The following is a 15,384-nucleotide window of genomic DNA, read 5'->3' as shown; positions in this document are numbered from 1 at the left end:
CCCATCATTGCCCTAGGGGATTTCTTTTTCTATAAACCTCATACATCAATAAACCGGCTGCTACCGATGCATTTAACGATGTTACTTGTCCTGCCATAGGGAGACGGATGAGAAAATCACATTTTTCCTTCATTAACCGGGCCATACCTTTTCCTTCGCTACCGATAACAAGTCCGATAGGCATCTTTCCATCCATGTTACGGTAATCATCGCTGCCTTTCGCATCGGTACCGACTATCCATACTCCACGCTCTTTCAACTCTTCGACTGCCCTTGCCAAATTTGTAACGCGAGCTACCGGAATATATTCGATTGCACCCGTCGAAGCTTTGGCCACAGTTGCCGTCAAGCCCACCGCTCTTCTTTTCGGAATGATGATTCCATGGGCCCCTACTGCATCAGCGGTCCTCATGATCGAACCTAAATTATGCGGGTCTTCAACTTCATCAAGAATCATGAAAAAAGGTGCTTCATCCCGTTCAGCCGCTTTTGCGAATAGGTCATCCAATTCCGCATATTCATATGCAGCCACTTGTGCGACAACGCCTTGATGGATGCCTTCTGCCATTTGGTCAATTTTTTTCTTCGGTACGATTTGCACGAATACCTTCTTTTCCTTCGCCAGACCGATGAGTGGCTGCATCGAGCCTTTTTGTGAGCCCTCTGCTATCCAAATTTTATTAATTTCCCGTTCGGAGCGAAGAGCTTCCAATACGGGGTTTCTGCCAATGATATATTCTTCGCTCATGGGTTACTCCCCTTTTCTTCTTCAATGTATTCAATAGATTTTTTGATGAGTTCTTCCATTCTTTCTATCCGACCGGATAAATACAAAAATCCCATTAGTGCCTCAAAGGCTGTACTGTAACGATACGTTTGCACATCTGTATTCTTCGGAACCGTACCGGATTTTGCATTTCGGCCGCGCCGAACGACGGCGGATTCCTCTTCCGATAACCAATCTGAATCCAGGAAAAAATGGATAATTTTATTTTGAGCCTTAGCCGCTACAAAAGATGTAGCTTTTTTGTGAAGAAGATTGGGCTTGACCGCTCCTTTTTGTATGAGATGATGCCGGATATACGTTTCGTATACGGCATCACCTATATAAGCTAAAGCAAGACTGTTCAGCATTTTAGCATCTACCTTACTATCGTAATGAAGCATTAATTACCCTCTTTTCCATCTTGTACCTTGAGGGGTATCCTCTAATATGATGTTCATGTTTTTCAAACGATCACGAATTTCATCAGATAACCCAAAATTGCGGTCTTTCCGCGCTTGAATCCTCTGCTGGATCAAGCCTTCAATTTCTTCATCCAAAAGCCCCTCTTCTTCAAGGGACAAACCTAGGACAGAAAATAAGATATTGAATTTTTCAAGGAACGCATCAATGACTTCCTTGTCTGTATTTTTCTCCATCAAGTAATAATTTGCCTGTCTGGAAAGTTCAAAGAGTATGGAAATTGCATTAGCAGTGTTGAAATCATCGTCCATTTCCTTAGTGAATTGTTCATGTAATTCATTAAGCTTCTCCAACCAAACATCATTATTCTCAGTTAATCCGTCGCTTACCTGAAGACGATGCTTTAAGTTTTGATAAGATGTCCGTAACCGATCAAGAGACGCTTTTACATTTTCAAGCACTTCTTCACTATAATTGATGGGATGACGGTAATGAACGGATAACATGAAGAAGCGTAACACTTGTGGATCATGCTTCTGAATGATGTCATGAACAAGCACGAAATTGCCTAAGGACTTAGACATTTTTTCATTCTCAATATTTATATACCCGTTATGCATCCAATAATTCGCGAAGGTCTTGCCTGTTAATGCTTCGGATTGTGCAATTTCATTTTCATGATGCGGGAAAGCTAGATCTTGACCTCCAGCATGAATATCGATTGTATCCCCCAAATACTTTTTGACCATTGCGGAGCACTCGATATGCCAGCCAGGACGCCCTTTCCCCCATGGGCTCTCCCACGATATTTCATCATCCTTGGCCGCTTTCCAAAGGGCAAAATCAAGGGCATCTTGTTTTTTCTCCCCAATTTCAATACGTGCCCCCACTCGCAACTCATCGATGGACTGATGTGAAAGTTTTCCATACCCATCAAACTTACGAGTACGGTAGTACACATCCCCTTCAGATTCATAAGCGAATCCTTTTTCAATTAATGCCGAGATGAATTCAATGATTGCATCCATGTTCTCCATTACGGTTGGGTGGGCATCCGCTTTTTTGCAGCCCAATGCCGAAACGTCTTCAAAATAAGCCTTGATGAATCGCTCTGATATGCTTGGGACATCTTCCCCCAATTCTTTTGCCGCACGAATCAGCTTATCATCCACATCCGTAAAGTTCGAAACGAATTGCACATCATATCCACGGTAATCCAAATACCTGCGAACGGTATCAAACACGATTGCCGGTCTTGCATTCCCAATATGAATGTAATTATAGACAGTGGGTCCGCATACGTACATCTTCACCTTTCCCTCTTCAATCGGGACGAAGGTTTCCTTTTTTCTTGTAGCTGTGTTATATATTTTAATCGCCATATTATAGACTCCTTTCTTCCTGCTTCTGTTCAGCTAGCTTCGCTCTTAAGGACCTGATCTCGCTATCCAATTCCTTAAAGCGATCATTGATTGGATCAGGAAGATCACAATGATTTAGGTCTTTGTTGATTTTGATACCATCTTGAATGACCACTTTGCCTGGAATGCCCACCACTGTAGAGTTAGGTGGCACTTCCTTTAAAACGACTGATCCTGCACCGATTTTGGAGTTTTCACCAACAGTAATGGAACCCAGCACTTTTGCTCCTGTTGCAATCAACACATTATCCTTTATCGTAGGATGACGTTTTCCCTTTTCCTTTCCCGTCCCCCCAAGGGTTACACCTTGAAAGACAGACACATTATCACCAATTTCACAAGTTTCGCCAATGACGATCCCCATTCCATGGTCAATGAAGAAACGACGTCCAATGGTGGCTCCTGGGTGGATTTCAATTCCGGTAAAAAACCGACTGATTTGAGATATACTTCTCGCCAGGAAAAAGAATTTCTTCTTAAATAGTGCGTGAGCCACCCTATGGCTCCAAATAGAATGTAAACCCGCATACGTCAAAATGACTTCCAAATAACTGCGCGCAGCAGGATCTTGATCAAAAACCACTTCGATATCCTCTTTAAACATCTTTAACAAAATGATTCCCCCCTATGTCCCTTTTCCAACATCCCCTTTTGAAGCTTTTAAAGCATATAAAAAAGCGTCTCTGTCCAAATAGACAGAGACGCTTTAAGCGCGGTTCCACTCTGTTTGGGATGTACGAAGCAGGTAAAGCTTTCCCTGTTTTTTTCATCCCCAACTTTAATCCCTGTAACGGAGGACATTCCGCCTGTGCCTACTATAGGTTAGTTCAGCAAAGGACTCAAGGGTGCATTTCAGAAAACGAGAGGCCTGAACCACTTTCAGCAGGTTATGGTTCTCTCTAAAAAGCTTCGTTTGCTTACTTCTCCCCATCTACGCGTTCTTTTGTAAGATTATTAAATACTATATTACATTTTCGACAAATTGTTAATATAAAATACTCTGAATACGCTGTTTAATTTTTTCTTTGCCCAATAATGAAATTGCCTTAGGCAAGTCAGGGCCATGTGTTTGACCCGTGACGGCCGCCCTTATCGGCATGAATAATTTTTTCCCTTTATGCCCTGTGCTTTTTTGTACAGCTTTAATCGACTTCTTGATTTCGTCCGCTCTAAATTCTTCAAGCCCCTCGATTTCCTGAAGGAAAGCTTTCATGACTTCAGGTACCTGTTCTTCAGCCAACACTTCCTTAGCTTCTGGCTCGAACTCGACCTCATCCTTGAAAAACAGTTCAGATAGCTCAACTATTTCCGCTCCATAGCTCATCTGCTCTTGAAAAAGGGAAACTAAGCCGTGTACCCACTCTTCTTCTTCAGCCGTTATTGTCTCTGAAACCTTCCCAGCTTTAATTAAGTGAGGCATTGACAATTCCACTGCACGATCGCCGTCCAATTGCTTCACGTATTGGTTATTCATCCATGTAAGCTTTTGCTTATCGAAAAGTGCAGGTGATTTAGACAATCGATCTGCATCGAAAAGATTAATGAACTCTTCTTTCGTGAAAATCTCTTCCTCCCCAACCGGAGACCATCCTAGTAACGTAATGAAATTGAATAAAGCTTCAGGTACATAACCAAGCTCTTCATATTGCTCAATGAATTGAATGATCGACTCATCACGTTTACTTAGTTTCTTCCTGCTTTCGTTTACAATCAGCGTCATATGTCCGAAAACCGGCGGTTCCCATCCGAATGCTTCATAAACCATCAATTGTTTTGGAGTATTGGAGATATGGTCATCACCACGCAGGACATGGGAAATCTTCATCAAGTGATCATCGACTGCCACTGCAAAGTTATAGGTTGGGATGCCATCTTTTTTAACGATAACAAAGTCACCAAAACCATCTGTTTCAAACGAAACGTCATCCTTAACCATATCTTTGAAAGTAAGGACTTTCCCGGCTGGAACAGCAAAGCGAATGCTTGGTTTTCTTCCTTCAGCCACTAGCTCTGCTTGCTCTTCTTCAGTTAAATGCTTGCACTTCCCTGAATATTTTGGCGTTTCGTTCCGTTCGACCTGTCCTTCTCGCTCTGCTTCAAGCTCTTCTTCCGTACAATAGCATTTATAAGCCAAACCCTTACCTAAAAGTTCTTGATATAATTCCTGATAAATGTCGTTCCTTTCGGATTGACGATATGGACCGTATTCACCGCCAACATCAACACCTTCATCCCAGTCCATTCCAAGCCATTTCAAATATTTAAGCTGACTTTCCTCGCCGCCTTCAATATTCCTCTTTTGGTCGGTATCTTCAATGCGGATGATGAATTTCCCGCCTTTATTTCGTGCGTATAAATAATTAAATAAAGCCGTCCGTGCATTACCTATATGTAAATGTCCAGTTGGACTCGGTGCATAGCGAACTCGAATATCGCTGCTCATGATATATATAGACCTCCCAGTCGTTCTTTTCTATTGTAGTATTTTATCATTTATATACATTGGATTAAAGGCATCCACTCTAAAAATGAATTTAGTTTGATTTAACCAATAAGACAACAGCCTGTGCCGCGATTCCTTCGCTTCTGCCTGTAAACCCAAGTTTCTCAGTAGTGGTCGCCTTTACATTAATTTGATCTATCGAGGCATCTAAAAGTTCTGCAATCCTGCCTCGCATCGCTTCAATATATGGTGCCATTTTCGGGCTTTGTGCAATGATTGTACAATCCGCATTGCCTAGGGTGTATCCTTCTTTTTTTACAATCGCCCAAATATACTGCAGCAGTTTTGCCGAATCGGCATCTTTAAATTCAGGATCCGTATCCGGAAAGTGCTTTCCGATATCCCCTGCACCAATTGCCCCCAAGCAAGCATCAGCAACAGTATGCAGAAGGACATCCGCATCAGAATGACCTAGCAAACCTTTCTCATGCGGAATAGTAATTCCGCCAATAATCAAAGGTCTTCCCTCAACAAGCTGATGAACGTCATATCCTTGTCCAATTCGAAACATATCATTCTCCCCAATCATCGTTTTCCATAATTTTTATGTAAAATCGCTTCTGCAAAATAAAGGTCTTCCTGAGTCGTAATTTTAATATTATCATAATTGCCCTCAATAATAACTACCTGTTCATTGATCCGTTCTAGCAAACTTGCATCGTCCGTCCCTAAAAATGCTTCAGCCTCTGCCGCTTCATACGCCCTTTTTAATATAGATACACGAAAAGCCTGTGGAGTTTGTACCGCCCACAAGCTTGATCGTTCCACCGTTTCCAACACCTTTTTGTTTGCCGCTTTTTTAATCGTATCCTTAACGGGCACTGCAATAACGGCACCTCCATGAAGGGAAGCGGCGGTAGTCAATTCACTAATTTGTCCTAAATCGATAAAAGGGCGAGCTCCGTCATGGACCAGGATGATTTCTTCTCCTGCATGTTGCAGCCCATTATAAACGCTTTGTTGGCGCTCCTTGCCGCCCATGACGAGTTTCCTGACCTTTTTAAGCCCATACGTTGATATCAATTGACTGAAATAATCCTTTTCCGCCGGGTTTATCGAAAGGATAATCCCCCGACAGTCTGGGTCTTCTTCGAAGACACGTAGTGTATAAACAATAATCGGGATACCCGATAGTTCAATAAAAAGTTTATTCTTGCCCGCCTTCATTCTTTTTCCTTGTCCAGCTGCAGGTATCACTACTTCATAAAACATGACGGTTTCTCCTACTCTTCTTTATAATGCTTTTTCTAATAGTTTCGGTTTAGCGAATATCATACGACCTGCAGAGGTTTGCAGTACACTTGTGACAAGTACATCGATACGTTTTCCAATATGGTCACGGCCGCCCTCAACAACGATCATTGTACCATCGTCTAAATAAGCGATGCCCTGGTTCTGCTCTTTCCCGTCCTTAATGACCTGTACATTCATCTCTTCCCCTGGAAGTACAACAGGTTTAACGGCATTGGCCAGGTCATTAATATTAAGGACCGCCACACTTTGAAACTCACATACTTTATTTAAGTTGAAATCATTGGTAACGACCATTCCGCCCGATATTTTGGCTAGCTTCACAAGTTTACTGTCCACTTCCTGAATATCTTCAAAATCTCCCTCATACATCTCCACTTTAATCGGAAGGTCTTTTTGAATCCGATTAAGGATATCCAAACCACGTCTTCCACGATTCCTTTTCAAGGCATCAGATGAATCAGCAATGTGCTGTAGTTCGTTTAATACGAATTGAGGGATGACTATGGTCCCCTCTAGAAAACCTGTCTGACAGATATCCGCAATTCTTCCGTCAATGATGACGCTTGTATCGAGAATCTTCAGCCGCTTGCTATAACCTTCTTCATCCTCTTCACTTGCTTCACCATCAGAATTCTTTTTCTTATTATTTTTCGTGAATAAATTCAATAGTTCATCACGTTTTTTAAAGCCCACCTGGAAACCAAGATAACCGAATAAAAGCGTAAGGATGATCGGAACCACCTTGATGGCACTGAAGGCGGAGCCAACCAGGAAAGCCGCAAGCAGTCCCACTAAAAGACCGACGCTGCCAAAGATTATGTCCGTAATTGGTATCTTAACAAGCTGTTCCTCCAGCCACTTCATAAAATAGATCACATGATCTACTGCCCAAAAAGTAATAAGATAAAAGATAATGGCACCCAACAGTACACTTACATAAGGATTGTTTATTAAAGCAATATCATCTGCATGTAAAACAATTAATAATTCTGGAATAAGTATCATACCAAGTGTTCCGCCGACTATTAAGAAGCATGCTTGTATAATGCGTTTTAACATCCCTTTCACCTCCCTCTACTCATTATTGACCAATAAAATAAAATGAAACCTTCGAAAATTCGTTTTCATTATATACGTGAAATTCACCTAAGGAATTAGTGGATTTACAAATATGACTTCTTCTCTTTTTCGTAATATTAGCCTAGCACCCTGAGTTTTGAGTGTCAAAAATAAACACTATTCATTTCAAGCTAATTCAGGAAATTTTTGATGGCAAGCTGCACCTTACATCCTTCTATTTGTAACCAGTTGATTTTTTAAAATACGGAGTCCCTCTTTAATTTTATTGGCACGGACTTCTCCAATACCCTCTACATCGTCAAGGCTTTCAACCGTAGCTTTATTGACTTCACTAAAGCTTCCGAACTGTTTCACTAAATTTTCGATGATCAAACCCGGCAAGCGTGGGATTTTATTTAGAATACGGTAACCACGGGGGTGTACTGACTCATCAAGATGTATGTATCCGTTATAGCCCAGCACCTTTAGAAGTATGCTTTCATCCAGTTTTTCCTGCATCGCCAACTCTTGAAGCCGAGAAATGATTTCCTCAGGTTTTTCATCATTGCTGGAGGTATAATCCTTGATAAGCCACTTCCCTTCCGTTTCAATATCCGCCAGGATCTCATTCATCTGCAGACGGATCAATCTTCCTTCCGTACCAAGCTCATTAAGATACGTTAATAGCTCCGCCTTGATTCTGAGTACCATTACATAACGGTGAAATACCTGCAAAAGGTCGGCATAGGTCACGATTTCCTCAAACTCCAGTGCACCCAATACCGATATGCTCTGCTGTAGAACCACCTTGTATTTTTCCAAGGTTTGAATGGCTAAATTAGCCTTGGCGAGTATGACTCCTATATCTTTGAGGGCGTACCGGAAATTGCCTTGATATAAAGTTATGACATTCCGACGTTGTGAGATTGCAATGACCAACGACTTGGTCTCCCTTGCTACACGTTCAGCTGTCCGATGCCGCATTCCCGTTTCAGTGGAAGGTGTACTATTATCCGGCACTAATTGTGCATTTGCGAAAATGATCGTATCGGCCTTTTCATTTAAAATGATGGCCCCGTCCATCTTCGCTAACTCATACAATGTACTTGGAGTACAGTTACAGTTAATTTCGAAGCCGCCATCTACAATCGTCCGAACCTTCTCGTTATATCCGACCACTATCAAACCACCAGTATTTGCCCTCAGGACATTTTCAATACCCTCCCGAAGCGGGGTACCCGGAGCTACAATTTGCAGAATCTCCAGTTTTGTTTTCTCATACCCTTTTTTATCTGTCATACTTAACCCCCTAACACTTGTTGAAGAGCCTCTGAAACCGATGAAACACCAACGATCTTAATCCCTTTTGGCGCAGTCCATCCCCCTATATTATTAGCCGGTATTATAACCCGCTTAAACCCTAGTTTTGCTGCTTCCTGCACTCTTTGTTCAATTCGTGAAACCCTTCTTACCTCCCCAGTCAGCCCCACTTCACCAATGATGCAATCGGCAGGGTTTGTTGGCTTATCACGGAAGCTCGAGGCAATGCTGATTGCGACAGCGAGATCGATTGCCGGTTCATCCAGCTTGACACCACCAGCGACCTTTAAATACGCATCTTGGTTTTGGAGCAGCAGTCCCACCCTTTTTTCCAGAACAGCCATTAAGAGCGAAACCCGATTGTGGTCAAGCCCTGTGGCCATCCGCCTAGGATTGCCAAAACTCGTAGGTGAAATCAATGCTTGAATTTCGACAAGCACTGGCCTTGTTCCTTCCATGGATGCGACGACTGTAGAACCAGAAGCTCCTTGCGACCGTTCTTCAAGGAAAATTTCCGATGGATTTGCAACCTCTTCCAAACCATGTTCTTTCATTTCAAAAATACCCATCTCATTCGTCGAACCAAAGCGGTTCTTGACCGCACGTATAATTCGATATGTATGGTGTCTTTCTCCTTCGAAATATAAAACGGTGTCTACCATATGCTCAAGCAGCCGAGGCCCTGCAATGGCACCTTCCTTTGTAACATGCCCGACAATAAAGATCGCAATCCCATTCGTTTTAGCAATGCGCATGAGTGAAGCTGTGCACTCCCTCACTTGTGAAACGCTTCCCGGAGCAGATGTAACCTCCGAATGGTACACCGTTTGAATGGAGTCAATAATGACTAAATCCGGTTTCACCTCTGTAATCGCCTGTTGGATATAATCCATATCGGTTTCAGAATAAACAAATAGATTTTCTGACATGGTCCCAAGCCGGTCCGCTCTCAACTTGGTCTGCTTGACTGATTCTTCGCCTGATATATAAAGCACTTTTTTCTGTTTATGGGCCAATTGGGAAGATACCTGCAAAAGTAGGGTCGATTTACCGATACCCGGATCCCCTCCAATCAACACAAGAGATCCCTGTACGATCCCGCCCCCAAGAGCACGATTCAATTCCATTAAATCCGTCTTAATCCGGGGTTCTTTTTCTGATTGAATAGTAGTTATGGGTGCTGCCTTCTCCCGTTCTCCCCTGACCTCTGAATGGGTAAAAGCACCTTTTCTAGCAGGTTTAACGATTTCAGTTTCCTCGACCATTTTGTTCCATTCACCGCATCCTGGGCATTTCCCCATCCATTTCGCGGACTCATATCCACAAGACTGACACATAAATTTGGTTTTCTTTTTTACAGCCATAAATTACTCCTCTTTCTTTATAAAAAATACCTATATTAAGGATATTATACCTCTGTTTTATTTAAACCTTCTTAAGGCTAAGTTTTTTTAAAAAAATAACTACTCTACCTTGTCCGACTTATACTCATTTCTACCTACGGATAAAAAACAGAGGTACACTGCAAAAAAATCTGCGTGTACCTCGAAGTTTAGAATCAGGTTATTCACTTATATTGACAGGCTCGCCTTGTCGGATTGCAAACTCATTATTCACGACATCCATCACGACCGTTTGCCCTTTTTTCACGTTACCTTTAAGCAACTCTTCGGAGAGGTAATCTTCTACATGCTTCTGAAGTGCCCTGCGGATTGGTCGTGCCCCATATTCAGGATCAAACCCTTCCGTAGCAATTTTTTCTCTAGCCGCATCTGTCAGCTCCAAGTATATTTCCTGTTCTTTCAATCGGGTAGTAAGTTGATTTGACATTAGTGTAACGATTTGTTTCAAATGGTCCTTCTCTAATGAGTGGAAAACGATAGTTTCGTCAATACGATTCAGGAATTCCGGACGGAATGCACGTTTGAGTTCTTCCATCACTTTCCCTTTCATATTTTTGTAGTCCTGGCCAGTATCTTGGATGTTAAAGCCGACATACTTATCAGTTTTTAAGGCAGACGCCCCTACATTCGATGTCATAATCAGAATGGTATTCCTGAAATCTACAGTACGCCCTTTGGAATCCGTCAGTCTTCCGTCTTCCAATACTTGCAGAAGAATATTGAAGACATCGGGATGTGCCTTTTCTATTTCATCAAGCAGAACCACGGAATATGGTTTCCTCCGCACCTTTTCCGTTAACTGCCCGCCTTCTTCATATCCAACATATCCTGGAGGGGATCCAACAAGACGTGAAGTCGAATGTTTCTCCATATATTCGGACATATCAATGCGGATCATAGCATCTTCATCACCAAAAATGGATTCAGCTAAAGCTCGGGCTAGCTCAGTTTTACCGACCCCTGTAGGTCCCAGGAAGATGAATGAACCAATTGGACGTTTAGGATCTTTCAAACCTGCTCTTGCACGCCGTACTGCTTTAGAAACCGCAATGACGGCCTCTTCCTGCCCGATTACGCGATCGTGGAGGATTGATTCCATATTAAGCAGTTTATCTGACTCTGTTTGCGCCAGTTTAGTGACTGGAACTCCCGTCCAGCTGGATACGACGTGTGCAATATCATCCACAGTAACTTCACTGTTCTCTTGCCCTTGTTTTTCTTTCCAAGTCTTTTTCGTTTCTTCCAATTGTTCTCTTAAGCGTTGTTCTGTATCGCGAAGCGAAGCAGCTTTTTCAAATTCCTGGCTTTGAACGGAAGCATCCTTTTCCTTACGGACATCATCTAGCTTCACTTCAAGTTCCTTTAAGTTTGGCGGCGTTGTGTATGAGCGCAACCGAACCTTGGATCCAGCTTCATCAATCAAGTCAATCGCTTTATCCGGTAAAAAGCGATCGGAAATATAACGGTCGGATAATTTGACTGCGGCATCAATCGCTTCATCCGTAATCGATACACGGTGATGGGCTTCATAACGGTCACGCAAACCCTTGAGAATTTGAATGGACTCTTCCATAGTTGGTTCATCGACTTGGATTGGCTGGAAACGACGTTCAAGCGCAGCATCTTTTTCGATATACTTTCGGTACTCATCCAAAGTAGTAGCACCGATACATTGTAATTCGCCACGGGCCAATGATGGTTTAAGGATATTGGAAGCATCGATGGCACCTTCTGCACCGCCTGCACCAATCAATGTGTGCAATTCATCGATGAATAAGATGATATTACCCGCTTGACGAATTTCATCCATTACTTTCTTCAATCGGTCCTCAAATTCACCACGGTATTTTGTACCAGCCACGACAGTACCCATATCAAGTGTCATTACGCGTTTATCACGTAATATTTCAGGTACCTCATTATTGATGATCTGTTGGGCAAGGCCTTCAGCAATGGCTGTTTTACCTACCCCAGGTTCACCGATCAATACTGGGTTATTTTTTGTACGGCGGCTTAATACTTCAATGACACGCTGTATTTCCTTACTTCTTCCGATAACGGGATCCAAGCTTCCTTCCCGGGCAATTGCCGTCAAATCACGGGCAAGACCATCCAAAGTCGGTGTGCTTGCATTTGAGGCAGCTGAACCTTGATGACCACCTGATTCATTGCTACCCAAAAGTTGTAATACCTGTTGTCGAGCTTTATTTAAGCTAACTCCAAGATTATTCAACACGCGGGCAGCTACACCTTCCCCTTCTCGTATCAAACCTAGAAGTACATGCTCTGTCCCAACATATGAGTGACCTAATTTTCTTGCCTCATCCATGGAAAGCTCAATGACTTTCTTAGCTCTTGGGGTATAATGTATCGTTTGAGCCGTATCCTGTCCACGGCCAATTAAATTTTCCACTTCTTTCTGTATCTTATCCGGACCCAATCCAAGTGCATATAACGCTTTGGCTGCAATGCCATCACCTTCTCGGACAAGGCCCAGTAAAATATGTTCCGTGCCAATATTATTATGACCTAAACGGATTGCCTCTTCTTGGGCTAATGCTAATACTTTCTGGGCTCTTTCAGTAAAACGACCAAACATCATAGGGAATTCCTCCTTAAGAATTTTCGTTTTGAATAAAGTTGCTGACAATTCTATAAGTAATGGCAGAAGCTTCTTCTTGCCCCAAATCTATTACATGAATAATGGCACTCACTCAGAGGTTAATGACCTCTATGAGGAGGTAGATTCCGTTAAATTCAAGCGTTCTCGAATGAGTGCTGCTCTGCGGATATCCCTTTCATGGGATCTTAAAGGGCCACCTGCGTACTTTTGTAAAAATCCCGACTGTGTCAAAATCATCAACTCATTAAGAATGCTTTTAGAAATATTTTTTATATACCCAAGATCTATACCTAGCCTAACATCGGAGATACAGGTAGCTGCTTCCTTGGTCTCAATGATTCGAGCATTGGACAATATCCCATATGAACGGAAAACCCTATCCTCTAATTGTATGTGGGAAGTCCTCACTAATGCATCCCTCGCTGAGCGTTCCTGAGCTATGATTTGTTGCACTACACTCGTTAGATCTTCAACGATATCCCTCTCCGACTTTCCAAGAGTGATTTGATTAGAGATTTGAAAGATATTCCCCAACGCTTGACTGCCCTCTCCATAAATCCCTCGAACCACCAACCCCAATTGATTGATTGCCGGTATGATATTATTCATCTGCTGTGTAAGGATTAGACCGGGCAGATGCATCATGACTGAAGCCCTTAATCCTGTCCCCACATTAGTTGGACAACTAGTTAGGTATCCTCTTTCTTCATCATATGCATAGTCTATGGATTCTTCAATCCAATCGTCAAGAACATTTGCAATCTTTAAGGTTTGCTTTAACTGCAACCCCGACATTAAACACTGAATACGGAGATGATCCTCTTCGTTTATCATGATACTTATTTCCTCATTTTCCGAAAGGAGACACGCGCTTTTTTCTGAATCTTCAACTAAATGAGGACTGATTAAATGTTTTTCAACGAGAACGCGCTTTTCCAGTGGCTGTAATTGGTCAATCTCTAAAAGTTCCAGTTTTCCAATTTCCGGAGTTACTTCCTGTTCAATTCTTTTTTTGACCAATTCAATGATTTTTTTAGCTTCTTCGTTAGAAAAGGAGGTTGGGAAGGTAAAGTCTTTGAAATTCCTAGCTAACCGAATCCTGGAACTCAATACAATATCCATCTCCGGCCCTTCGGCACTCATCCAGGAACTCAAGGCGTTTTCTACAAACTTTTCCAAGCTCATAATTCCTCGCCTCCCTCTTGTGCTTCATACCTTTTTTCAAGGGAACGTACCTTATCTCTTACCTCTGCCGCTTTCTCAAACTCCTCTTCATTAATGTGATTCTTTAAGACTTCTTTCAAATCCAAAATTTGCTTTCGAAGATGTATGGTGCCGCCAATCCTTTTTGGAATTTTCCCTATATGTGCTGTATTGCCGCTATGAACCCTCTTTAAAATAGGGTTTAACTGTTCATTGAATGTTTTATAACATTCGGCACAGCCAAACTTACCAATATGGACAAATTCTTTATAAGATCGATGACAATGCGGGCAACGTGTCTCTTCCGTTTTCGGAAATGCATTTGCCTTTGTCTGAATATTCGACTCCATATTCAACAATCCTGCTAATAAATTATTTATTGAAAAACCAGGTCCACCTGCATCCATGAACATCTCACCTTTTTCCTGAGCACATTTCTCACAAATCATTACTTCAGTCTTTTTTCCATTGATGATTTTGGTGAATTGTAGGGTAGCAGGCCTCTGATGACATTCTTGGCAAATCAACGTTCATCACCTCTGCCAGTTTCATTTATATTTTAAAGTCGTAAGCATCGCAGTTAAAATTCTTGACCTAAGCTCATCGCGGTCAGGTAGGTCGATATAAATAACCGATCTATCTATGACACTCATCATAATCTTTGCTTCTCTTTCATTGATTACTTCCTCATTCATCAGCCGGGAAATTACTCCTTCAGCCATTGATTGGGTTACCCTAGAACCAATAAGCGATAATAATTGGTTAATAAGTTGCACGGAATCCTGTGATTCCACTTTCATGATGCGTATATAACCACCGCCACCACGCTTACTCTCTACAACATAACCTCTCTCGATTGTAAACCTGGTATTGATTACGTAATTGATTTGAGAAGGAACACACTGAAATTTATCTGCTATTTCACTTCTTTTAATTTCTAAGATATCTTTTTGACTTATTTCCAGTACTTGCTTCAAATAAGTTTCGATAACATCAGATATGTTTCTCACTCAGCCTCCTCCAATCTGACTTTGACTATATTTGACTATTATTATACAAGGAAAAATGCATTTTGCAACTTAAACGCACTTTCTTTCTGTAATATCCATTTTCTCCAAATTATATGTAGTTACATACCCCATTGAACATTAAAGTTGAAATATCTTACATAAATACCCTAAAAAGATAAGTACAAAACCTGCAATTTTTTCAACCCTTAAGGCTTCTTCACTCAAAATCAGCTTATTTCATCAATTCATATTTCAAGCAATACAAAAAAGACCAGCCGAATGGCTGATCTTGTAAATGGCTTGGCGGCGTCCTACTCTCACAGGGGGAAACCCCCAACTACCATCGGCGCTGAAGAGCTTAACTGCCGTGTTCGGAATGGGAACGGGTGTGACCTCTTCGCT

The 15,384-nt window shown here is 41.9% G+C and carries 14 protein-coding genes, 1 rRNA gene and 1 other annotated feature; all 15 genes read right to left on the bottom strand.

Annotated features, from left to right (window positions below; genetic code table 11):
• Window positions 1-4 precede the first annotated feature (4 nt).
• On the bottom strand, window positions 5-748 hold the full coding sequence (gene rlmB, locus ACQKKK_RS22665; RefSeq protein ID WP_427619310.1) for a 23S rRNA (guanosine(2251)-2'-O)-methyltransferase RlmB: 744 nt from the start codon (window positions 746-748) through the stop codon (window positions 5-7).
• The gene (locus tag ACQKKK_RS22660; RefSeq protein ID WP_427619308.1) at window positions 745-1,167 is read right to left on the bottom strand and encodes a Mini-ribonuclease 3; all 423 of its coding nucleotides are present in this window, start codon (window positions 1,165-1,167) and stop codon (window positions 745-747) included. The genes rlmB and ACQKKK_RS22660 overlap by 4 nt, the downstream gene beginning before the upstream one ends.
• Before the next feature lie 3 nt (window positions 1,168-1,170).
• Complete coding sequence (gene cysS, locus ACQKKK_RS22655) at window positions 1,171-2,568, bottom strand: cysteine--tRNA ligase (RefSeq protein WP_427619306.1); 1,398 nt, start codon at window positions 2,566-2,568, stop codon at window positions 1,171-1,173.
• A gap of 1 nt (window position 2,569) precedes the next feature.
• Window positions 2,570-3,220 carry a serine O-acetyltransferase gene (cysE, locus tag ACQKKK_RS22650; RefSeq protein ID WP_427619305.1) on the bottom strand — a complete coding sequence of 217 codons (651 nt, stop codon included), beginning with the start codon at window positions 3,218-3,220 and terminating at the stop codon, window positions 2,570-2,572.
• 81 nt (window positions 3,221-3,301) lie between these two features.
• Window positions 3,302-3,550 (bottom strand) — a binding site (T-box leader).
• A gap of 42 nt (window positions 3,551-3,592) precedes the next feature.
• Window positions 3,593-5,050 (bottom strand): glutamate--tRNA ligase, encoded by a 1,458-nt coding sequence (gene gltX, locus ACQKKK_RS22645; RefSeq protein WP_427619303.1) that lies wholly within the window; start codon window positions 5,048-5,050, stop codon window positions 3,593-3,595.
• Between the two features lie 91 nt (window positions 5,051-5,141).
• Window positions 5,142-5,621 (bottom strand): 2-C-methyl-D-erythritol 2,4-cyclodiphosphate synthase, encoded by a 480-nt coding sequence (gene ispF / locus ACQKKK_RS22640; RefSeq protein WP_427619301.1) that lies wholly within the window; start codon window positions 5,619-5,621, stop codon window positions 5,142-5,144.
• A 14-nt stretch (window positions 5,622-5,635) separates the two neighbouring features.
• Window positions 5,636-6,322: a 2-C-methyl-D-erythritol 4-phosphate cytidylyltransferase gene (gene ispD, locus ACQKKK_RS22635; RefSeq protein WP_427619299.1), complete on the bottom strand. Its 687-nt coding sequence runs from the start codon at window positions 6,320-6,322 to the stop codon at window positions 5,636-5,638.
• Between the two features lie 21 nt (window positions 6,323-6,343).
• A complete protein-coding gene (locus tag ACQKKK_RS22630) occupies window positions 6,344-7,423 on the bottom strand; it encodes a PIN/TRAM domain-containing protein (protein ID WP_427619297.1) in 1,080 nt (359 codons plus the stop codon).
• A 225-nt stretch (window positions 7,424-7,648) separates the two neighbouring features.
• Window positions 7,649-8,722, bottom strand: coding sequence for a DNA integrity scanning diadenylate cyclase DisA (disA, locus tag ACQKKK_RS22625; protein WP_427619295.1), 1,074 nt, complete (start codon window positions 8,720-8,722; stop codon window positions 7,649-7,651).
• 2 nt (window positions 8,723-8,724) lie between these two features.
• Window positions 8,725-10,107 carry a DNA repair protein RadA gene (gene radA, locus ACQKKK_RS22620; protein ID WP_427619293.1) on the bottom strand — a complete coding sequence of 461 codons (1,383 nt, stop codon included), beginning with the start codon at window positions 10,105-10,107 and terminating at the stop codon, window positions 8,725-8,727.
• Window positions 10,108-10,306: 199 nt separating this feature from the next.
• Complete coding sequence (gene clpC / locus ACQKKK_RS22615; RefSeq protein ID WP_427619292.1) at window positions 10,307-12,748, bottom strand: ATP-dependent protease ATP-binding subunit ClpC; 2,442 nt, start codon at window positions 12,746-12,748, stop codon at window positions 10,307-10,309.
• Window positions 12,749-12,877: 129 nt separating this feature from the next.
• A complete protein-coding gene (locus ACQKKK_RS22610) occupies window positions 12,878-13,954 on the bottom strand; it encodes a protein arginine kinase (RefSeq protein ID WP_427619290.1) in 1,077 nt (358 codons plus the stop codon).
• The gene (locus tag ACQKKK_RS22605; protein ID WP_427619288.1) at window positions 13,951-14,499 is read right to left on the bottom strand and encodes a UvrB/UvrC motif-containing protein; all 549 of its coding nucleotides are present in this window, start codon (window positions 14,497-14,499) and stop codon (window positions 13,951-13,953) included. The genes ACQKKK_RS22610 and ACQKKK_RS22605 overlap by 4 nt, the downstream gene beginning before the upstream one ends.
• Window positions 14,500-14,520: 21 nt before the next feature.
• Window positions 14,521-14,982: a CtsR family transcriptional regulator gene (locus tag ACQKKK_RS22600; protein WP_061440355.1), complete on the bottom strand. Its 462-nt coding sequence runs from the start codon at window positions 14,980-14,982 to the stop codon at window positions 14,521-14,523.
• 298 nt (window positions 14,983-15,280) lie between these two features.
• A 5S ribosomal RNA gene (gene rrf / locus ACQKKK_RS22595) occupies window positions 15,281-15,384 on the bottom strand; the annotation flags it as partial.

This window comes from Peribacillus sp. NPDC006672 (assembly GCF_050274955.1).
In the GTDB taxonomy this organism is placed as follows: domain Bacteria; phylum Bacillota; class Bacilli; order Bacillales; family DSM-1321; genus Peribacillus.
This window is presented reverse-complemented; position numbering and strand designations above follow the sequence as displayed.

Excerpts from the sequence above, each read along its gene's own strand:
- gltX (WP_427619303.1), bottom strand. The coding sequence starts at position 5,050 with ATGAGCAGCGATATTCGAGTTCGCTATGCACCGAGTCCAACTGGACAT.
- radA (WP_427619293.1), bottom strand. The coding sequence starts at position 10,107 with ATGGCTGTAAAAAAGAAAACCAAATTTATGTGTCAGTCTTGTGGATAT.
- clpC (WP_427619292.1), bottom strand. The coding sequence starts at position 12,748 with ATGATGTTTGGTCGTTTTACTGAAAGAGCCCAGAAAGTATTAGCATTA.
- ACQKKK_RS22610 (WP_427619290.1), bottom strand. The coding sequence starts at position 13,954 with ATGAGCTTGGAAAAGTTTGTAGAAAACGCCTTGAGTTCCTGGATGAGT.
- ACQKKK_RS22630 (WP_427619297.1), bottom strand. The coding sequence starts at position 7,423 with ATGTTAAAACGCATTATACAAGCATGCTTCTTAATAGTCGGCGGAACA.
- disA (WP_427619295.1), bottom strand. The coding sequence starts at position 8,722 with ATGACAGATAAAAAAGGGTATGAGAAAACAAAACTGGAGATTCTGCAA.
- ispD (WP_427619299.1), bottom strand. The coding sequence starts at position 6,322 with ATGTTTTATGAAGTAGTGATACCTGCAGCTGGACAAGGAAAAAGAATG.
- ACQKKK_RS22660 (WP_427619308.1), bottom strand. The coding sequence starts at position 1,167 with ATGCTTCATTACGATAGTAAGGTAGATGCTAAAATGCTGAACAGTCTT.
- rlmB (WP_427619310.1), bottom strand. The coding sequence starts at position 748 with ATGAGCGAAGAATATATCATTGGCAGAAACCCCGTATTGGAAGCTCTT.
- ispF (WP_427619301.1), bottom strand. The coding sequence starts at position 5,621 with ATGTTTCGAATTGGACAAGGATATGACGTTCATCAGCTTGTTGAGGGA.
- cysS (WP_427619306.1), bottom strand. The coding sequence starts at position 2,568 with ATGGCGATTAAAATATATAACACAGCTACAAGAAAAAAGGAAACCTTC.